General features: G+C 41.9%; 19 protein-coding genes and 2 tRNA genes. 2 read left to right on the forward strand and 19 right to left on the reverse strand.

The genetic code is table 11. From position 1 onward, the window contains the following. The 4 genes from tilS to spoIIE form a co-directional block, all read right to left on the reverse strand. Positions 1-1395 carry a tRNA lysidine(34) synthetase TilS gene (tilS, locus tag ACFX4H_RS25600; RefSeq protein WP_034316299.1) on the reverse strand — a complete coding sequence of 465 codons (1395 nt, stop codon included), beginning with the start codon at positions 1393-1395 and terminating at the stop codon, positions 1-3. A gap of 93 nt (positions 1396-1488) precedes the next feature. Further along, positions 1489-2487 carry a protein kinase domain-containing protein gene (locus tag ACFX4H_RS25605; protein ID WP_371748477.1) on the reverse strand — a complete coding sequence of 333 codons (999 nt, stop codon included), beginning with the start codon at positions 2485-2487 and terminating at the stop codon, positions 1489-1491. Next, a complete protein-coding gene (locus ACFX4H_RS25610; protein ID WP_034316300.1) occupies positions 2453-3190 on the reverse strand; it encodes a VWA domain-containing protein in 738 nt (245 codons plus the stop codon). Before ACFX4H_RS25610 ends, ACFX4H_RS25605 begins: the two co-directional genes overlap by 35 nt. Before the next feature lie 191 nt (positions 3191-3381). Then, entirely contained in the window at positions 3382-5856 is a 2475-nt protein-coding gene (spoIIE, locus tag ACFX4H_RS25615) for a stage II sporulation protein E (RefSeq protein WP_377436475.1), read from the reverse strand. 327 nt (positions 5857-6183) lie between these two features. Here spoIIE and ACFX4H_RS25620 point away from each other — a divergent pair. Together ACFX4H_RS25620 and ACFX4H_RS25625 are read left to right on the forward strand one after the other, a co-directional pair. After that, positions 6184-6257: transfer RNA gene (locus ACFX4H_RS25620), tRNA-Met, on the forward strand. Positions 6258-6277: 20 nt separating this feature from the next. Further along, a tRNA-Glu gene (locus tag ACFX4H_RS25625) sits at positions 6278-6349 on the forward strand. 166 nt (positions 6350-6515) lie between these two features. Here ACFX4H_RS25625 and ACFX4H_RS25630 read toward each other — a convergent pair. From ACFX4H_RS25630 to ssuD, 15 genes are all read right to left on the reverse strand, one after another. Continuing rightward, complete coding sequence (locus ACFX4H_RS25630) at positions 6516-6971, reverse strand: S1 domain-containing RNA-binding protein (protein WP_034316303.1); 456 nt, start codon at positions 6969-6971, stop codon at positions 6516-6518. An 81-nt stretch (positions 6972-7052) separates the two neighbouring features. Beyond that, positions 7053-7439 carry an FtsB family cell division protein gene (locus ACFX4H_RS25635; RefSeq protein WP_377436476.1) on the reverse strand — a complete coding sequence of 129 codons (387 nt, stop codon included), beginning with the start codon at positions 7437-7439 and terminating at the stop codon, positions 7053-7055. 13 nt (positions 7440-7452) lie between these two features. Next, positions 7453-8085 carry a spore cortex biosynthesis protein YabQ gene (gene yabQ, locus ACFX4H_RS25640; RefSeq protein WP_034316307.1) on the reverse strand — a complete coding sequence of 211 codons (633 nt, stop codon included), beginning with the start codon at positions 8083-8085 and terminating at the stop codon, positions 7453-7455. Continuing rightward, complete coding sequence (gene yabP / locus ACFX4H_RS25645; RefSeq protein WP_034316308.1) at positions 8082-8390, reverse strand: sporulation protein YabP; 309 nt, start codon at positions 8388-8390, stop codon at positions 8082-8084. The genes yabQ and yabP overlap by 4 nt, the downstream gene beginning before the upstream one ends. A 76-nt stretch (positions 8391-8466) precedes the next feature. Continuing rightward, the gene (locus ACFX4H_RS25650; protein WP_034316386.1) at positions 8467-8730 is read right to left on the reverse strand and encodes an RNA-binding S4 domain-containing protein; all 264 of its coding nucleotides are present in this window, start codon (positions 8728-8730) and stop codon (positions 8467-8469) included. 23 nt (positions 8731-8753) lie between these two features. Beyond that, the gene (yabN, locus tag ACFX4H_RS25655) at positions 8754-10226 is read right to left on the reverse strand and encodes a bifunctional methyltransferase/pyrophosphohydrolase YabN (protein ID WP_249599088.1); all 1473 of its coding nucleotides are present in this window, start codon (positions 10224-10226) and stop codon (positions 8754-8756) included. Then, on the reverse strand, positions 10219-11841 hold the full coding sequence (locus ACFX4H_RS25660; protein WP_377436477.1) for a putative polysaccharide biosynthesis protein: 1623 nt from the start codon (positions 11839-11841) through the stop codon (positions 10219-10221). The genes yabN and ACFX4H_RS25660 overlap by 8 nt, the downstream gene beginning before the upstream one ends. Positions 11842-12063: 222 nt before the next feature. Further along, the gene (gene spoVT, locus ACFX4H_RS25665; RefSeq protein ID WP_034316314.1) at positions 12064-12600 is read right to left on the reverse strand and encodes a stage V sporulation protein T; all 537 of its coding nucleotides are present in this window, start codon (positions 12598-12600) and stop codon (positions 12064-12066) included. Positions 12601-12787: 187 nt separating this feature from the next. Next, entirely contained in the window at positions 12788-16324 is a 3537-nt protein-coding gene (gene mfd / locus ACFX4H_RS25670; RefSeq protein WP_241637878.1) for a transcription-repair coupling factor, read from the reverse strand. Positions 16325-16478: 154 nt separating this feature from the next. After that, positions 16479-16709: an anti-sigma-F factor Fin gene (fin, locus tag ACFX4H_RS25675; protein WP_034316319.1), complete on the reverse strand. Its 231-nt coding sequence runs from the start codon at positions 16707-16709 to the stop codon at positions 16479-16481. A gap of 105 nt (positions 16710-16814) precedes the next feature. Beyond that, a complete protein-coding gene (gene pth / locus ACFX4H_RS25680; RefSeq protein WP_034316321.1) occupies positions 16815-17375 on the reverse strand; it encodes an aminoacyl-tRNA hydrolase in 561 nt (186 codons plus the stop codon). A 262-nt stretch (positions 17376-17637) separates the two neighbouring features. Then, positions 17638-18276 (reverse strand): 50S ribosomal protein L25/general stress protein Ctc, encoded by a 639-nt coding sequence (locus tag ACFX4H_RS25685; protein WP_034316323.1) that lies wholly within the window; start codon positions 18274-18276, stop codon positions 17638-17640. 173 nt (positions 18277-18449) lie between these two features. Then, the gene (locus ACFX4H_RS25690) at positions 18450-19202 is read right to left on the reverse strand and encodes an ATP-binding cassette domain-containing protein (protein WP_377436480.1); all 753 of its coding nucleotides are present in this window, start codon (positions 19200-19202) and stop codon (positions 18450-18452) included. 13 nt (positions 19203-19215) lie between these two features. Further along, positions 19216-19989, reverse strand: coding sequence for an aliphatic sulfonate ABC transporter permease SsuC (gene ssuC, locus ACFX4H_RS25695; RefSeq protein WP_202808332.1), 774 nt, complete (start codon positions 19987-19989; stop codon positions 19216-19218). Continuing rightward, positions 19964-21130: an FMNH2-dependent alkanesulfonate monooxygenase gene (ssuD, locus tag ACFX4H_RS25700; protein ID WP_377436481.1), complete on the reverse strand. Its 1167-nt coding sequence runs from the start codon at positions 21128-21130 to the stop codon at positions 19964-19966. The genes ssuC and ssuD overlap by 26 nt, the downstream gene beginning before the upstream one ends. Positions 21131-21134: the final 4 nt, after the last annotated feature.

Consider the following 21134-nt stretch of genomic DNA (forward strand, 5'->3'; position numbering starts at 1 on the left):
TTAAGCTTTTTTATATTCTAAGTAAATTAAAGATTTTTCATCAGAAATTATATCCGGCTCAACATTCGACTTCTTTAAACCGGGCAGCCAAATCGCCGTTCCCGTTTGATCGATGATGACCGGCCACACATTTCTTTCTAGCATCGGGATCTTTTCATTAATAAAAATATCCTTTAACTTTTTAGTTCCACCTAATCCCTTGACGGCCATCCGTTCGCCTTCATTCCTGGTTCGGACTGTAAGCGGAAACTGAACAGCTGATTCGGGAAGAATAAAAGAATGATTTCCCCTAAGTACCGGAATTTCTTCTTTTATATAGTGCGCTTTAATCTTATATCCATTCGGAAGAATAGTCTCACCGGGAATTTGTAATTTTAGGGAATATTCACGGCTTTTTTGCCGAAAAAATCTAAACGTGCAAGTTTGATATGATTTTTCCGCAATAAGGCCCTCCGGAAGATGCAATTCTGCAGATGGTTGAGGATTCAAAAACAAAACTAAAAGTTGGTCAATATGTAATGCCGAAAGCGATGAAGGTCTCTCCAAATAAAGATAGTTTAATATTAGTTGAATCGCCCTTCTTTGTAAAGGTTTAGGCATCGCGAGAACCTTATCAATCTGAATAACCGCTTGATCTTTATCCTGCTGGATCCAAACCTCGGACATTTTGCTTGAAACCAGGTTCAAAAAAAACTCTTCATCTTCATATAGCTCTTCACTGAATCGTTGAAAATGCTCATGAACCTTTCTATTTTCCTTCTTTAAAAACGGAAGAACTTCATGTCTAAAACGATTTCTTGCATAGACACCCGTTTCATTGCTCGGATCAAACCTTGGTTCAATATCATGAAGGCCCGCATATTCGATTATTTGGCTTTTCGTGATTTCAAGAAAAGGCCTGATCAGATCCCCTGTATGAAAACGTCTCTTTATAGGAATACCCGCTCTTGCCTTGCCTGTCGCCCCTCTTGTTAATCGCATGAGCATCGTTTCTATTTGATCATCTCCATGATGCCCCAGGACAAGCGTGGAGGCTTGATGCTTATCCATCACTTCCTCATAGAAAGCAAAACGCAGCTTTCTTGACGTTATTTGTGAACTTTCCCCCGTCTGTTCCATCCGGGCAGGAACATCGATCCTTTTTCCCTCAAATGTAATGCCCCACCGTTCACAAATATGCTCGACATATTTATAATCCCCATAGGATTCTTCACCACGAAACATATGGTCAACACTTGCTACAATCATCTCGTAATGAAAAAGAGGTTGAATTTCCTTAAGGATATGGAGAAGCACCAGCGAGTCCGGTCCTCCGGAAACACCTATTAGCAACTTCGAGTTTTCCTTAATCAATTCGTTTCTATAAATGGTGCTCAGAACTTTTTCCTTTAACATACAATCTTCCTTCTTTATGGACAGGCATTAGTTTTATACGATTGAATCATGAAATGGTTTCAACCATTTCATGGCATTCACCTAATAACTATATCATAACAACTGTTCATATATGTAAAGAACATAGAGCATCGATATGATGGCAACCAGCAAAAACGTTTCAAAAAAACCGCCGCTTTTCTTTTTTGATTGGTTTTGGGACCTTCTTGCTTGTCTTGTTGAAGGCTGCACGGTTTGCTGCTGACCCGTCGCTGTCTGGTTCGGGCCCTTTTTCTTCGAATGATTTTGCTTACTCAGCACCGTTACCAGATCCTCCCGCATTTGGATGGCTGAGTCATACTGTCCGCGGAGCGCCTTATCCAACATCTTCCTGTATGGATGCAATTCCTTTTTCTGCTTAATTAAGTCGTTAAGCTGTTTATACCCCTCCCCTTTCTTCTGGAAACGTCCGGGATAGGCAGAATTGATTATAATCATTGCTACAGCGAACAAGTCATATTGCGGATCGGCCTTTCTTGATCCAAGTCCCCAGTACCCCCTGTCAAAAAACTCGGTGAATTCTTTAACAGACCGCCCGATCAAGGTGGTTCCGCCAACATCCACGCACCGTACCTTATAGGCCGGTGATGTCACGATTAAATTCTCGGGTTTCAAATCACCGAACACCCAGCCATTGGAATGCAAGGCAGACAAGCTTGTTAATAGCTGAAGCATCAAGACCCCAATCCATGACGACCCTTTCTTATCAATGAAACGCAAAAAATCGTGTCCATGGATATATTCCATGACATAAAAAGGGAGCTGCTTTCCTGTTTTCATGAAATCATCCGCTTCCAAAAAGGAAGGTCCAAGGGTAGACCCCTGGACCTTTGAAAAGGATTTTAGGATATTCATCTCCGAAATAATGGACGTCCCATTATCACTGAGCTTTAAAGCATAATGACGATTTCCGCTTTCAACCAAATAAACGATCCCGTTCGCTCCACACCCCAATTCCTTAATTATTTTGTACTGGTTTTTATTCCATTTTCCAGTGACCAAACTGCCAGGCAGAAGTTTACATTGATTCCTCAAAGTATTGTTCATCATCATGTGATAACAATCCCCTCAATGAACGTTTTTTATTAAAATGAGTTAAAGCTTCACGAATGGCTGGACCTGTCGGAGTGAGTCCCCCTGTACTGAGCTTAGGAAAAGTTGCCGTCAAGGCTTCGAGGTTCGGGGTCCAATCCAGCAACTTTTCGACGTCATTTCTTTTCCCAGGAAATACGAATACGGAAAAACGGCTGTCACCCATCCTTGCATTCATACTAAGGGAAAGATCTAATAAGGAATCTTTTACTGTAGGCAGTTTATGTTTCATGCTTGCACTGGTATCAACAAGAATCAGTACTTCGAGCTTGCTTGTTTCCCCAAGCTCATCGACCACCTCCATCACTTCTCCCCGTTTATCCGGCGGAAGATCCTCCATCGTTTTTGAATCTCCTAGTATTTGTTGAAGTTCGCGATTGATAACTCCCTGTATCGTTTGAGTCATCGCCTTTTGTGTCACCATCTGGACGGTTTGGGACAACTGCTGCGAATAGACTACTTGACTTACGCCACCTCCTGAACCAGCAATCTTCTCGATTTCCTTAAGTCCCTTTTCATCTATCACATCATTTTCCATTACACCTATGACATTGATGGTTATGCCTTGCTCCCTTGCTAATTCAGCCATGGCAGACGGCTCCTCACCATGATTTGAACATCCGTCGGTTATAAGCAAAATCTGTCTTAATGTTCCTGCTTTCATGTTTTGCTCTCCCTTCCTATCAATTTGTTACCATAATTGACTAAAAAAGGGGAAATTATACGCAAAAGACATTACATCAAGTCATATCATGGAGCGGAATGATTGAAAAGAGTTCATCCCTTAACCTTTTATCCTTCTTCCATTTACACCACCTCATTTTGGGTTTTATTTATTTTATATATAAACGGCCCCTACTGGGCCTTTTTACGTTTTGGGGAAACGGGAATGGATGCCCATTTCGGTGTGTTATGCTTAATTTTCGATGTCACCACTGTCATGTCATCATCTATGATGCCTTTCGTTCGGATGACCTCTTCCAATATTAAATCAGAGATTTCCTGCGGATCGTCAGTTTCCATTTCCTTGATTTTTCGTTTTAGCCAGAACTCGATATTTTCGACATGTGAGGGGCCATCGAACACTCCATCGCTCATCATGATTAATATATCCCCTGCCTTCATCTCTTCTGATACTACATCAACATCGAAATCCTGGATGATCCCCATAGGGAGGTTACTTGATTCAATTTTTATTATCCTATCCCCCCTTTTAATGAAACTCGGTATCGAACAGATTTTTAAAAACTTAGCCCTTGCGTCCTGAAGATCAATCATTGCCAAATCAAGAGTCGAAAATATTTCATCGGTAGTGCGTAGAGATAATACGGAGTTTACGGATTTAATGGCTATTTTTTCTTCTATTCCCGATTGTAAAAATTTTTGTAGCAGCTTCAATGTTTCTGTACTTTCAAAATGGGCCCTTTCCCCATTTCCCATTCCATCACTAATGGCTATTGCGAATTTGCCGCAGCCAATTTCCATGGTCGTAAAACTATCTCCTGATACAAGCCCTCCCCCCTTGGCAGCATGAGCCACACCCGTTTCGACCGTGAATTTTTTTGCTGACCTAAATATCACCTCACATTGCCCGCTTGGATACGTTGCACACTCTTCTGAATGAACGACTATCGTTTCCCCTAAAATGTCTGAAAGCATAGGTGCAATCAATTTTTCACATTCCCCTCTGCCCTGGCAGTATGGGACACTCATCTCTATATCAACATTTCCTTGTTCTAGACTGTATATTTCCACATGGCCTATGTGCAGGCCAAAATCCTGGATGGCTTCCAAAATGGATTCTTCATGTACATGATGATTCTTCCTTTCCCTTTGAATTTCTTTTGCAAAATCATCCATTACTGCCGAAACGCCCCGCAGTTGATCCGCCACTAGCTTCCGACTTTCCTTCACCTGCCTTTTTAATTTTTGGTTAGCTTCAAAATAAGTAAGCTCCTGTGATATCGCCCCAATCACCTGAGGCCCGCGACTGCAATATTTCCCCCATTCTTTCGAAGTTTTTTGGGGGAGCTGACCATTATTTTCACTTAATTGAAGCATGATTTCCTGCATGCCGTCATAGGTTGTATTAAAGTTCTTGGACCAGCATTGTTCCTTTTTAAAACAAAGCTGGCACGTCTTTTCCGTTACATTACTTAAGAAGTAGTCGAATTCTTTCTCATCTTCCTCCAATCTTCCCCTTTCATCCACTTGGGAAAAGCTATTAGAGAGCGCCTCAAATACATGTGAGAATTGCTCCACCCTTTGAGCGGTGACATCCCTCACTTTTCGGGCATACTGCTGCTGTTCATCAGAATTCTCGACTGTTCCCGGTATATGTTTCGCTATTTTGTTGATGATGGATGACGGAGTCAATATAAATAGGGCCACAGCTATAAGTGATTCATAAAGGGTCACCATAATATTATTGGTGCCCTCACCATATAAACCTATCAGTAATGTAGCAATCAAGAGGCCGCTAGCAACCCCTATCTTCCTTCCCTCCTTCAACAGTCCGCCCAGAAGCCCTGAAAATGCGAGAAGGCTCATTTGATATAGACTGGCAATACTTGCCAAACTGAATATCAATCCAGTAACTACACCTACAGTGGAGCCTATGGCGGCCCCTCCCGCCAGCCCGAAGAGGAGGACCAGGTATCGCGAGAATATATGGTCGAGTGATAAATCGTATATCATCCAGCCGATGGTTCCGGTCATCACCGAAGCCAGCAAGATGATGATGCTGACAATTTCCTCCGTCTTTAATGACTGGGACTTTGTCCTAACGGTCAGCATCGGGATGGACTGTATGAAGATTAAAGTTAAAATCATCGCGAGTCCCGCCTCTACTCCTATCATCATCAAGTCGTACAGCTGAATCGTTCGAAATACCAGATATTGCTCGGCCAGGTTGACCAGGAATAGTGAAGCGAAGACGTACATAGACATCGTCTTGAATTGTCCTTCCACGGCGGGCTTCTTGATCTTATGAAATAACAGGAGCAGGAACGCCGATGCAAAGATGACTAAACTATTCGAATAGTGAACGGTCAGCCCACCTGCAATCAATCCGAATAAAGCCAGTGGAGCCCTATCACGTCTCATGAGAAAAACGGCTGCGAAAAACGGAAGTCCAAATGGTGCCAGCTGCGAAAGAATTAAAGCCCTTCCTAATAAAAAACCGATGATTGCTAAAGAGATACCTTTTTTTATGAATATGTCTTCACTCTTCATTTGCAGTTGTTGGATCCAATTGATGGCCCCTGCCTTCGCTTCTTTTAACTGAACATCTCCAAGAGGTTCCATCATAGGTCTTTCCACTTTTTCCATTTCAACACCCCATTCGTATTAGTGATTTTTATTATAAAGAGGGCTTGTCTATTTTTTTGTCAGAATTTTATAAGCGGATAAGAAAAACGTTCGACGAAATTCTTCTTGAATAATCATTTGTATACAGGTTTTTGTGCCATTTTTTCCAATACAGAAACGGGTGTTCTTTTTTTTTTGAAGAAAAGCAAAGTTTTTAGGTTATTTTTGCGGAAAATAACCCGAATAAATAATCAAGAAATGGAAACCGACAAACTTTAATATTTTTGTTGACATTTTTTCTTCACGAATGTAAGATATAACTTGTGCTTCAGTAGCACTTATCATTATGGCGGCGTAGCTCAGCTGGCTAGAGCGTACGGTTCATACCCGTGAGGTCGGGGGTTCGATCCCCTCTGCCGCTATCTTTTATCATGAAACTTTTGGCCCGTTGGTCAAGCGGTTAAGACACCGCCCTTTCACGGCGGTAACACGGGTTCGAATCCCGTACGGGTCATCAAATACCAAAAGCGCCTCTGCACACTTATATCAGTAAGTGTACAGAGGCGCTTTTTTCATGTCGTACTATAATAAAAGAAGACAAGCCGGCAAGCTTGCCTTTATCTACACTATGAATAATTTCACAGGAAAAGTTGCTAAACTATTATTTTTCAGCAGCAGTTTTATCCGCGTCTTCCTCCTCGACCTCCCCGTTTCGTTTCGGTGCTACGTTTTAGGGTCGTTAAGCGGTCTTCGCTATCTTTTAAGAATTTAGCCATTTTTTGCTCAAAGTTTTCTTTCGGTTGGAAACCATTTCCTTTCGAGCGGAAGTCTTTGGAACGGCTGTCATTCCCTCTACCTTGGCGCGGACGTGGTGTGTATGCAGGTTTTTGCTCAACTTCAGGACGGTCTATCGCTTTTTTTATGGACAAGCCAATCTTGCCATCTTTAACGTTGATGACTTTCACCTCAACTGTATCGCCCACTTTTAAATGATCATTGATATCCTTGACATAGTTATCAGCCACTTCACTGATATGGACAAGACCGGTTGAACCTTGAGGTAGCTCTACAAATGCACCAAAATTAGTTATGCCTGTTACTTTACCTTGTAACTTGCTGCCTACTTCGATTGACATAAAAAAAATGTTCCTCCTTAGAAATGTTAAAAAAATCTCTTCACCCTATATTATAACGAAAGTAAAAAAACAGTGTCAATATTAGTCACTATCTTCCTTCCCTTTTGGAAGGGTAAAAATGATTTCACCTTTTTCAGACAAGAAATAATCCCGCCTTGCTATTTTTGCTATATAGTCGTCATCATTAAGCTTTACGATTTCTTCTTTAAGAAGGGTCTCGTCTTTTTTCAATTCAGCTAACTTTCCCTTCAATTCTTGCTTATGCTGAACTTTCTCATCCAGTGCAACATTTTGCGTTATGAGGGTGGAAACGGCAAAAATCAAAAAGACAGCGGCGAAAACTGAGTAAAGGGTTAATCTACGCATTAGACCACGCTTCTTTTTTTCTACGGTTTGTACTTTTTTCTCTTGTTGAGCGACGTAGGGATTTTCTATTTTTGCCACTTTCCGTTTACGCAGGCTACTCATTTTTTATCGCTCCTCATTTCTTTTTATTTCTCCATCCATTTAGCGTTCTAAATATAGAATTCTTTATTTTCAATAAAATCCCTTTTCCTTTATTATAAAACTTCCCGACGTTTTTCGTAACAAAAACCGGCAATAAATTCCATATATAAGTCAGAATCCATTTTAATGGTCTCCAGAATACATTCAAAATAAAGAGAAGTATTTTCCCCGCCCATTTTAATAAGGCCAAAACGAACTTACCTATCCCGATGATGATGGCTAATATGGATACTATTACCCATTTTATCGGTAGAAATATCAGCATGTGAACCGAATTCGCTATAAATCTCGCCAACTTTATCACAAGTATTATCAAAAACTCCAAAAAACGTTGATAGAATCCTTTGAAAAGTGCTTGATAAGCTGAAAAACCGCATAATAAGGCCAAAAATAAATAGAGGCGAAACTCTCCCTCATTCACTAAAAACAAAACATAAAAAATAAGGAGACCCTGAATGATCCAGAAAAGGAGGTCATGGATGAATACAATCCACCTTTTCCTTTCTGAACGATTCAGGAACCGGCTATACGTATCCAGGGCAGCTCCAAAGCCACTGCCCATGCCTATCATCGCAAGCAACGTATAAAATTGGATCGTTAAGGTCATTTGAACAACTTGCCAAAGAATCCTTTAGCTTTCTCCCCTGATTGCTCATCTAAATAAACAAGGTCGAAAATCTTTCCCTTAATGGAAACGATGCCTTTATCAACATCCAAATTCTTCATTTGCAAGTTTTGGCCCCGGATAGATAAGAATCCCATTGACGTTTCGAGCAGAAACTCTTCATTATCAAAGCTTTCGACTTGTTTGACACCGGTAATATCAAGTAAACGGCGGCCTTTCATCGTTACATCATGCTCTTGGGTCGTTCCCTTTGTGTAACCAGCATTCGGATCAATATATTGGCTCATTTTATCATCCCTCACAGTACCACTGATTTTGTACAAGTGTATGTCCGTAAGAGTGGAATTAGAACCAAGCCTGTCCTTACTCCTCCGCTAGCTTTTCTTCCTTTACGATGGTATACATATCTGCAGCCGCTTCTTTTTTCGTCGTTTCTTGAATTTTATCGACACGTACCGTAACAAGCTTTTGACCGAATCTTACTGTCAGCTCATCGCCATCTTTTACATTCGAACTTGCTTTGGCCTGTTGTCCGTTAATCGTGATTCTCCCTTTATCCGCAACTTCTTTCGCAAGTGTGCGGCGCTTGATCAACCTTGAAACCTTTAGGAATTTATCCAATCTCATCGACATTCAAATCTCTCCCTTAATTAAAGTCCTTTAGCTTTTGCTTCATCCCAATATGAATCCAATTCTTCCAATGTATAATCCTCAAATTTTTTGTCTGCCCTTTGAATGCACTCTTCTATATATGTAAAACGCTGATGGAATTTCTGGTTTGCTTTGTAGACGGCTTCTTCCGCTTGTATGTCATAATAACGTGAAATGTTGACAAGCGCAAAAAAGAGGTCGCCCAGCTCTGATTTTATTCTTTCGACATCCCTGTTCGGACTTAATATTTCCTCTTCCAATTCCTGCACTTCTTCCCTTACCTTCTTCCAGGCTTCGGAAACCTCATCCCAATCAAATCCAACCTTCGCGGCCCTTTTTTGATACTCTTCGGCCCGAAGTAAGTTTGGCAGCGATTTCTCAATACCATCCAGTATGGATTTCAGAGCTTTTGATTCGCCCCCCTTTTCACCTTCTTTGATTTTTTGCCAGTTCACCAATACATCTTCCTCACCGTTCACTTCAACATCTCCGAATACATGAGGGTGGCGCCGAATCATTTTTGCCGTAATGCCTTCAATCACATCATCTATCGTGAACATGCCCTCATCTTCGCCGATTTGTGAATGAAGCATCACCTGAAGCAGGACATCCCCAAGTTCACCAACCATACCCTCATCGTCACCTTCATCGATGGAATCAATCAGCTCATATGCTTCTTCTATTAGATATTTCTTCAAGCTTTCATGAGTTTGTTTCTTATCCCACGGACATCCGTCAGGACCTCTAAGTTCTGCGATGACCCGCCGCAGCTTAGAAAACTCCCTATATCGTAAAGCTTCATCTTTAACGGGTGGAACATAAACACTCGTCAAGTTACTTAACTCCATCTGACGGTCGAGTTCGAAGAGGGCGCATTTTGTCACTTTTTCCTGACTGCTGCCTGCCGCAGTTACGATATATACCTCGTAGTCATCCGGTAGCTTTTCCATCAAAGTCAGCTTCACATCGGATGCACTGAATGCGTCATACACCTGTCCGATTATCATATGCTGGGTAATGTGTAAATCATCCGGTGAAAGATCAGTTCCATCCAATAGCTGAAACCCTTCAATTGGATCGATCCTAACAGCCTGAAACAATGGGTCAAGGAAACTTTGCCCGCCTTCGAGCTTAATGGCTATTCCAAGAGCCGGACCCTTTTCAAGCAAAAGCTGTACCGTTTTTTCCGCAACCATCGGATGCCCCGGAACTGCGTATAAAACGGAACGGTTCGAGGCCTCGTGTAATAATGTTTCGGCAATTTCTTCATATACGTCTTCAAATTGGTCATGCTTTTCATATATCCCGTCAAACGCCGTGAAATTTATTCCTTCCCTTTTCAAATCCCCGATTACCGGATGATCAGCCGTTCTGACGTAGCATTGTCCCGTTTGAACCAATTTTTTATAAATCCCTAGTGGAAGCTGCTCTAAATCCCCAGCACCAAGGCCTATTATCGTAATCTCATTCATGATTTCGTATACTCCTATTCGTTATAATAAATCGTTTAAGCTTTGAACCTGCAGGTATAAGTGAAAGTTCTTCTTCACCAAATAAGCCTGCACGAATGGCGGTCATCACAAACACGGCCGCACCGATCCCTACACCAATCAAAGCTTGGACCGTAGCCAACAACCGGCTTTCGCCTGAGGACATCCATTCGAATAAACAATTGAATAAAACAACCGCCGCACCCATGTAAACCGTACTCTTCAAGATTATTAGCACATGCCGCTTTTCAATTAATGTCTTTTTGATATGTACTCTCAATACCACATAAAATAATACCGTCATGATCATATACGCAAGTACTGTTGCCGAGGCCGCTCCCGCGATTTTGTAATGGGGCACCAGGACAAGGTTCAAAGCCCACTTGCTGCCCACCCCCACAATCGTGATGATCACCGGCACGAACGAATGGCCTAAACTTTGAATCACTGCCGCTTCCGCCATTATGAGGGATGTGAATAAAATCGATAAAGAGAATATTGCTAAAGTAATCGTCCCTTTAACATCAGTGAACAGCATATGATTGACAGGCTTCATCGTCACCACCAGACCGATTGCAGCAGCGACCCCGATCGTCGCACTAACACGAAGCGCCAATTTGATCTTATTCAATAATTCAAATTGACTTTTACTCTGAACGAATCCGGATATGACAGGTACTAGCGCCAATGCAAAAGAATTAGCCACGACTGTACCTAGCTGAAGCAAAGGCTGTCCTCGATCATATACCCCTTTCCATTCTTTGGCTTCCCTTTCCCCCATCCCCGTTTCCCTTAGTAGGGAATACAGGTGCAGTGAATCGACAAACTGAAACAAGATAAGGATCAAACCAGTAATGCAAAAGGCCAACCCTTGGAAAACCAGGGCTTTGGAAATTTTGATGAAATTCACCGGTTTGATTCTCATTCGTAAAAAAAGCTTCCATTCTTCTCTTAAAATAACGAAAGCAATAAGCAGTACCAAGCCAGTTATGCCGCCTGTTATCGAACCGAGGACCGCCCCCTTGCCGACAACATATTCAGAGTAGCCCTGATGCACGAATATTGTGGAAAGGACCAGTATCGTCAATACCCTGATGCATTGTTCAGCGACCTGCGAACTTGCCGTCGGTAACATGTCGTTTATTCCTTGAAAATAGCCTCTTAATACAGAAGAAATCGGCATTAATAAATAGGAATAGGCAACGATCCTCAGCAGACCGGCTAAATGCGGATCCTTCATCCATCCTGCAATCCAATCGGCGCCAAGGAATAGTGCAGCAAACATCATGACACTTATCGAACTTAAGACGACGAATGATGTCACCAATATGTCCTTGACCGCAAAGTTATTTTTGGAAGACTCCCGTTCTGCAATAAGTTTGGATATGACTACTGGAAAGCCAATTGTCGATAATGTAAAAGCAACACCGTAGAAGGGATAAACCTGTTGATAGATATAAAACCCGATGTCACCCGCAATGTTCTGATAAGGTATGCGATAGGCCGCGCTCAAAACTTTTACGATAATCGCTGCAGCGCTCAAAATCAGCGCACCTCGAAAAAGTTCATTTGATGTTTTATTAGGCTTTTCAGCCATTCTTTTTCCCCTTTTCACTCATATGTGGTAGTTATTATAGCATAATTCTAATGGTTATTTTTCAATCCCAGCAATACTGTAAATCATTTTCCATATTCACCTCAAAAAATATTCTCCCCCTCTTTATTTCCGCCCCGATCCGGTTAACCTTTTAGAAAGAGCAAAAAGGACAGCGCGAATGCTGCCCTTTCCATCTTTTAAGATATGAATGCATGTCCAAGGTTACTGTTCCATTTGTCTAGCTAGGAAGCTTGCTGCTGTTTCAACCGATTTCTGTTCCACTTCACCAATGGTGCTGTCTTTAGAGAAAATCAAGACGGCACCAATCGGGTCGCCACTCGCAATGATCGGAGCTGCAGTATAAGATTGGACCTCTTCATCATTGGAATCAACGAATGAGACTTGTCCGTTCGGAGACTCCAAAACAGGATTTCTTTCTTCCATGATCTTTTCCACTAGGTCACTAACACTTTTGTTTAAGTATTCTTTTTTGGAGCCGCCTGCCACCGCAATGTAAGTATCCCTGTCACAAATCATAACTGGGTTTCCAAGGCTATCATATAGTGCTTCTGCATATTCCCTTGCAAAATCGCCTAATTCACTAATTGGAGAGTATTTCTTTAGGATGACTTCACCATCTCTGTCCACAAATATTTCCAATGGATCTCCTTCACGAATACGGAGTGTCCTGCGAATTTCCTTCGGGATGACGACTCTTCCTAAATCATCAATTCGGCGAACGATACCAGTTGCTTTCATCTAATGTTGCCTCACTTTCATCTAATTGATTTGATAAATCCTCATTTTGTAGCAAAATCATCACCAGCTATTGTACTTAGTATTTTTCTAATGGTAAGTTCTATGCACTTTGAAAAAATTTTTCTTTTTGTTGCATTTTTTTACCATGGTACCTAAAAAAATTTCTTCAAGAGGACAATCATCAATTCTAGTTTTTAGTGGCTTGCGTCTCTTTTTTTACATACTGTAAACCCTTGGCCATCTCAAATAAGATATTGAGCCATTTGCTTTGTTCCACGCCTTTTATGTGCAGGACCAGCTTCATTCGATTGCCATCCATGCCGAAGCCCACCATACGGCCATACTTCGATCCCAGCTCGAACACTTTTTGTCCATCCACATCGCTGCTGACCTTTTCCCTAAGGAGAATGCTGATTTCCTGCTTTAATTGTTTAATGCTTTCAATTCCGGCCTTTTCAGCATATACCTTCATTTCGGCAATCATGAATAAATAGGAAACCTCTTCTGGATACTCTCCGAAACGATCGATCATTTCATCCTGTAATTCTTCCACTTCTTCAAGTGAAGCGATACCTCTGAACCTTTTATACATTTCTATTTTCTGATGTCCATCCATTATGTAGGCATCAGGGATATAAGCATCCACTTCAACGTCAATTTCCAGTGTGTTCTTCTCTTCGGCTTGTTGGTCATTGCGTTTCGCATCCACCGCTTCTTTCAGCATTTGTGAATACAGATCAAAACCAACAGAATCGATGAAGCCATGTTGTTGAGCCCCTAGAATGTTTCCAGCTCCCCTGATGGATAAATCACGCATCGCGATTTTGAATCCTGAACCCAATTCTGTAAATTCCTTAATGGATTGAAGACGCTTTTCTGCCACTTCCGTCAACACTTTATCTTTCCTATAAGTGAAGAATGCATATGCCACCCGATTGGATCGACCTACACGGCCACGCAGCTGATAGAGCTGTGAAAGTCCCATTCTATCCGCTTCATTCACGATAAGCGTATTGACATTCGGGATATCAACACCCGTCTCTATAATGGTTGTACTTACCAAAACATCATATTCGCCTTCCAAAAAGCCGAACATGACGGCTTCCAGTTCTTGCTCTGTCATTTGCCCATGAGCATAGGTGACGCGGGCATCGGGAACAAGCATGGAAATTTCTTCTGCTTTTCTTGCTATATCCTCTACCCGATTGTAAAGGAAATAAACCTGACCGCCCCTGGCCAATTCCCGTTCTATCGCTTCCGTTACCAATGAGCCATTATACTCCATGACATAAGTTTGGATCGGAAACCGGTTCTCAGGCGGAGTTTCGATGACGGACAGATCCCTCACGCCCAACATCGACATATGAAGGGTCCTCGGAATCGGTGTCGCAGTCAAAGTCAGTACATCCACATTAGTTTTTAACCGTTTGATCTTTTCCTTATGTGTAACGCCAAAGCGCTGTTCTTCATCAATGATAAGCAATCCCAAATCGCGGTACACGATATCTTTGGATAAAATCCTATGCGTGCCAACCACAATATCCACCGTGCCGGCCTTCAATCCTTTTATCGTCTCCGTTTGCTGCTTTTTAGTCCGGAAGCGGCTCATATGGCCAATCGAAATCGGATAATCCTGAAAACGCTCCCTTAATGTTTCATAATGCTGCTGGGCAAGGATTGTGGTCGGAACTAGAAACGCAACCTGCTTCCCATCCATTATGGCTTTAAAAGCGGACCGGATCGCCACCTCTGTCTTCCCATAACCAACATCGCCGCATAATAAACGATCCATCGGCCGTTCCCGTTCCATATCCTTTTTGATTTCGACTATGGAACGTAATTGATCTTCCGTTTCGTTATAAGCGAATGATGTTTCGAATTCCCTCTGCATATCACCATCAGGTGAAAAGGCATAGCCCTTTGCCGCTTCTCTTTCTGCGTATAACTTGATTAAATCATCGGCAATGTTCTCAACGGATGATTGAACCTTGCTTTTGACACGTTTCCATTCCGTACCGCCTAGCTTATAAAGCTTCGGCTCTTTTCCTTCAGAACCGACATATTTTTGGACAAGATCAATTTGGTCGACAGGAACATACAATTTGTCATCCGCTTGATAACGAATATTCAGGTAATCTTTATGGACCCCATTTATTGTAAGGGTTTCAATACCCAAGTATTTACCGATACCGTGGTTAACATGAACGACATAGTCACCGATCTTCAGTTCGGAATAACTCTTGATTCGTTCTGCATTCGATAGTTTCTGTCTCCGTACCGATTTCTTTGACTTCTTATTAAACAATTCCGTTTCCGTGATGATACTGAATTTTTGCATAGGCAATTCAAAGCCGCTATTCAGACTGCCTCGTAAAATCTGTACTTTACCTGGAAGGATGCTGTCAGCATTAAACAGTTCTGCTGCCTCTATATCATAGTCGGCTAAAACCGAATGCAGCTTTTTTACCCGTTCTTCATCCTGTCCAAGTATGACGACTGTATATTTCCCTTTTTTCCAACGTTCCAGTTCAGCTTTGAACACATTCATCTGTCCATGGAAATTTTGCATTTGTTTACTGGCAAAATTCAGGATATTCTGAGGATTCGTATGCGGTACATGCCGTAAAAACAATGAAAGGTATACAAACGGCCTGCTGGATTTCATTATTAATTCCTGCATGGGATGAGCCAATTTAATGTCATGGATAATTTGTCCCTGACTTAAAAGGTCCGTGTACCAACCAGCCTCTTCCTTTTCCAAAGAATCATTGATTTCCTGGATTCTACTGATTTCATCTAAGAAAACCAAACCATTTACCGGTAAATAATCTATTAAACTAGCTGGATCTTCATACGCTAAACTTAAGTATTTAAAGATTTTGTCGGGTATATCCCCCATTTTCAGCTGTTCAAGTTCATAACTGATTGTTTGGACCAGCTGTTCCTTGGTTTTCTCGTCCTTAAGTTTCTTCAAGCTTTTACTTAATCCGCTCTCGAGCCTAGTTATGATTCTTTCGATATGCTCCGTCTCTAGCAAAGCCTCACTGACGGGACCGATCGTCACTTTCTTGAGTTTTTCGATGGATCGCTGATCTTCACTTGAAAAAGTCCTTATTGAATCTATTTCGGTATCGAATAATTCAATTCGTATTGGATTAGGTTCGGTGATCGGGTAAATATCGATGATACCGCCCCTGATACTGAATTCACCTGGAGAAGCAACCATTTCAGACCGGTTATAACCCATGGCAATGAATTTATTAAGTGTAGGTTCAAGCTCGATGTCTTCCCCTAGATTAAACGCTAGCTGATGCCTCTTCCAAATATCCTTTGGAGGAAGCACACGACGCACCCCAGGAATCGGCGCAATGACAATCCCTTTCTTTCCCTCTGCCCAAAAATTCAATGCCTCAACACGTTGGGCCCTTAATTCCGGGCTTGCAACACTCAAATCAGCCGCAATCAATTCATTGGCTGGATATATATATAATTCTTCCTCAGGAATAAAACTTGATAAGTCCTCATGGAATTTTTGTGCTTGCAATAAATTATGGGTAACCAATAAAATAGGCCTATTCGTCTTTTCATATACAGAAGCCAGCAATAGCGATCTCGAGGAACCTGTGAGACCTGAGACGATTTGCTCCTTAAGCCCTTCATCGATGCCGGCTATTAACGAATGAACATCATCTTGTTTGGAGAACAAGTTCTGCAATCCATTCATTTTCTTTCCCCCCTCTCTTTAACGTGCGAAAAACCATTTGCTGTATTTGAACTTGGCCATCACCAAGATCCTCTTTATTAACGGCAACTTTTATGTGCCCTGGTATTCCAGACAAACGGAAAAATGCTTTGGATTTTGTCCAAAGCCCTCTCCGCTAATGAATAATATAATCGTTTTCATATAAATCAGGGTTTCTTTGCAGCGATTCATGGCAATCTTCACATATCGCCCTTACATGCATATCCCCTTCAGAATCATAAACGATCATCTCTTGTCGCTCTTCATCGGTAAGTTGATTAAAACCTAACTGCTCCGTACTCAGTGAGTGTGCCTCGATTGAGCCCAGCTTAGTTCCGCAATGTCGGCATCGATAATGGAGAGCCATTTGGTAACCCCCTATTTTTGTAATAGTGTTAGTATGTACAAAAGTAGAGGGTTTTTATTCAGCGAAACAGGAAGATATTATTCTTTACTTATATCTACTCTCTGCTTATTGGTTATATTCGTTCATGACCTGTATAAATGGTTTTTCCAACCAGGCTTCACATGAAGCTGCGCTTTTTTCGATCGTTGCTCCGACATGATCCCATTCTTCAGGCGAAAAACGCCCTAATACATAGTCAGATACCGGAATGCGGCCAATCGGGCGGCCAATGCCTATTCTGATTCGATTGAATTCCTGTGTACCCAAATGGGCAATTGAAGATTTTATCCCGTTATGACCGCCTGCACTTCCTTTTTGACGAAGGCGAAGCTTTCCTGGAGGCAAATCAAGGTCATCATATATTATGACCACATCCGCGATATCCACCTTAAAGAAATGCATGACAGCCGAAATGGATTCTCCTGACAAATTCATATAGGTTAAAGGTTTAAGCAATAAAACTTTTTCTCCCTTTACCATTCCTGAACCATATATCCCCTTATGTTTTGCTTGATCAAGAGGGATTGACCATCTCCTGGATAACTCATCTATTACTTCAAATCCGACGTTATGCCGGGTTTTTTCATATTGTTTACCGGGGTTCCCTAACCCTACAATAATTTTCATGATTCACACTCCGTCATTACGGTTATTTAGGGAGTTACAATGGGACGAAGTTTTTCCAAGATCCATTGACCTTAGAAAAATAGTACCCTAATTTCAAGCTGGACTGCAAGCGACCGGAGAACTAATTAGGTAAAATCCAATTAAAGGATTCCATTACGAAAAAAATCTGTCCGATTTAAATGGATGCATCCAGAGATTGAAAAGACGTAACTCGTTAAGAGCTACGCCTATTATATCACGATTCACTTGTTTAATCCCGGCATCATGACTCTGGTGATGCCTTGGTTTCCCTGCCTTCTTCATTTTCAGGGATACCGCCATCCTGCTGTTCACCTGTACTTATTTCCTCTTCCTGGCGAGGAGCCAAAACAGATGCAACAACTTCTTCACCATCGTGGCCGATTGTAACTTGCTTATTCGTTTGGATATCGGATATGTAGATTGTATCCCCTACCTGAAGTTCGGTAACGTCAACATCGATGGAGTCAGGAATGTCATTAGGTTTAGCCGTGACCGTCACTTCATGAAGAGACTGCTGAAGGACCCCACCGTCTTTCACGCCTTTACAAACACCGACAAGGTTGATGCGAACTTGTGCCTGTAATTGAGCGGACATATCCACAATTAAAAAGTCTGCATGATAAATGGAGTTTTTTAGTGGATCCTTTTGATAATCAGAGAGCATGACTTTATAACTCTTACCTTCCAAGTCCAAAGAAATGATCCCATTACGGCCTATTTCCTTGATTGTCTTTTGAAGCTCGATATTATTGACGGAAATGGCCGTACTGTCATTTTTATTGCCATATACTATCGCAGGGATTTCGCCGCTTTCCCTCAAATTCCTTAAATTAGAGTGTTTTGAATCCGTACGTTCTTTTGCAGCTAATATATTACTCATACATCCTCCGCCTTCCTAAATATGAATTACAAGTTTCTCTATATTTAACATTTCCCTAAATGGTGAATCATTAAACATGAAAGGTAAAATCCGCTGGGAGCAAGAAGGCGGTAAACATATGGTAAACATAGGAATTCCCTGCAAAATCTTTTTTTCATTCTTTTTTCTCAAATTCACGCGTGAATTGCTTTTTTTTCCATTTTTACCTCAACTTGCATCACTCGGTCAAGGATTTGGGCTGCTAGTGATGAGTATTGAATACTATCCTTTTTCCGTGGTCTCGGCAGATTGATTTCCTTATTCATGACGACTTTGCCTTCTTCGATTAATATGACACGGTCGGCAAGCATTACGGCTTCTTCAACGTCATGTGTAACGAGTAAGGCAGTAAAGTCCCTTTTCCTCCATAGTTCTTCAATCAGCCTTTGCATGCCAATCCTCGTTAAAGCATCCAATGCCCCTAGCGGCTCATCCAAGAGGAGAATGTCAGGTTGGTTCACCAATGCCCTCGCTAATGCAACCCTTTGTTTTTGCCCCCCAGATAAAACGGACGGCCAATCATTTGCTCGATCTGCAAGGCCCACTTGCTCCAGTAATTCCATAGCGTTTGACTTCCAATCCCCTTTCAAGCCTACGCCAATATTTTGAAGGATTTTTTTCCAAGGAAAAAGCCTGCCATCCTGAAACATCGTCCGTGATGATTTATTTAATCCATTCAATGGTTTTCCATTCACCAGTATCTGCCCGCCCGTCGGCTTTTCCAGTCCTGCCACAAGACGAAGCAAGGTGCTCTTTCCACATCCGCTCTTACCGACAATGGCTACGAATTCTCCCTTTTTAAATGTCAGGTCCATCCCCTTTAATACTTCAAACTCCCCAAAATCCTTTCTTACACCCTGCAACTCCAACGAATTTCCATTTTTCATGTTAATGACCTCCTCATTGGTATGACGGATGCCACTTTAAGCATCTTTTTTCAATTATTTTGGCCGCAACGTCCGATATTTTCCCTAATAAGGCATATAAGAGAATACTAAGAACAACAATATCCATCCTCATGAATTCACGGGCATTCATAGCCATATATCCAATTCCGGAATTAGCGGATATTGTTTCTGCGACAATTAATGTGACCCACATGATTCCAAGGGAGAAGCGGATTCCCACCAAAATGGATGGAAAGGCTGCAGGGAGAATCACATTCCAGAATAAAGAAAAACCACTCAACCCATAAACCCTCGCCGCTTCGATTAATCCCTTATCCACCGATTTAACACCATGAAATGTATTTAAATAGATAGGAAATAGAACCCCTAAAGCGACAAGGAAGATTTTCGCTTCTTCATCTATACCAAACCATAGAATCACCAGCGGTATTAAAGCTAAATGCGGAATATTACGCAACATCTGAAGCGAGGTATCGAATAAGGTTTCAGCAATGGATGATAATCCATTTAATAAACCAAGTACAAAACCAATGATTCCGCCTATTAAAAAGCCGATGAAGGCACGCTGAGCACTGATACCGATATAATCAATAAGTTCACCCGTCCCCAGTAATGCAACACCTGCTTGAAACACTTCAGTCGGGGCAGGCAATATCCGTTCCGACAGAATCCCCCACAAGGACAGCAGCTGCCAAGTTACCAAAAGGAGAATGGGCACAAGCCATGATATAAGGTGGAACTTATTGAACTTTTTGTTTAACTTCATCTTCAATTTCACTTCCTTTTGTAGGGTAGTGGTCATTAGCCAATATTTCCCCGAATGGGCTCGTAGCTTTTGAAACGGGTCCTTGCAGCCTTTCAACAGGGAGTAAAGGGAATAATAATTCCGCAACTCTATACGCTTCTTCAAGATGAGGATATCCAGATAAAACAAAGGATTCTATTCCGATTTCTTCATATTCCTTCATTCTGGCAGCAACATTTTCTGCACTCCCTACTAGTGCCGTACCGGCGCCCCCGCGCACTAGACCAACACCCGCCCATAAGTTTGGACTGATTTCGAGTGAATCCCTGCTTCCTTTATGAAGTTGCGACATCCTCTTCTGACCCACTGAATCAAATCGTTCAAAAATATTTTGTGAATTTTCAATCATTTCATCATCCACATATTTAATGAGTTCGTCCGCTGCCTGCCAAGCTTCTTCTTCCGTTTCTCTTACAATGACATGCATTCGTATGCCAAATCTGACCTCACGTCCATATTCTGCTGCCTTTTTACGCACCTTTTCAATTTTCTCAGCCACTTGCACCACGGGCTCACCCCAAGTCAAGTACACATCAATATGCTTTCCCGATATATCGATGGCCGGGTCGGATGAACCTCCGAAATAGAGCGGTGGGTACGGTTTTTGTACAGGTGACAACAGAATATTTCCACCTTCAACCTTTAGATGCTCCCCTTCATAGTCCACACTCTCACCAGACATTTCCTTTCTCCAGATATCGAGAAATTCATTTGTTTGCTCATAGCGTTCCTTATGATTTAGAAACACGCCATCACCTGCCAATTCGACTGGGTCCCCCCCAGTTACAACATTGATCAAAAGACGGCCATTCGACAACCTGTCGAAGCTTGAAGCCATACGCGCAGCCAAGGTTGGCGACATTAAACCTGGACGGATAGCAACTAAAAATTTCATTCTTTCCGTTGCAGAAATCAATGAAGAACCAACTACCCAAGCATCTTCACAGGATCGTCCCGTTGGAAGCAAAGCCCCTTCAAATCCCAAATGATCAACCGCCTGTGCAATTTGTTTTAAATAAGGAAGTGTAATCGCTCTCCCTCCCTTTGTCGATCCTAAATAGCGACTTTCCCCATGTGATGGCAAAAACCAAAATACTTTCATTTCA

It is taken from the genome of Peribacillus sp. YIM B13477, assembly GCF_042787955.1.
GTDB classification, from domain to species: Bacteria; Bacillota; Bacilli; order Bacillales; family DSM-1321; genus Peribacillus; species Peribacillus frigoritolerans.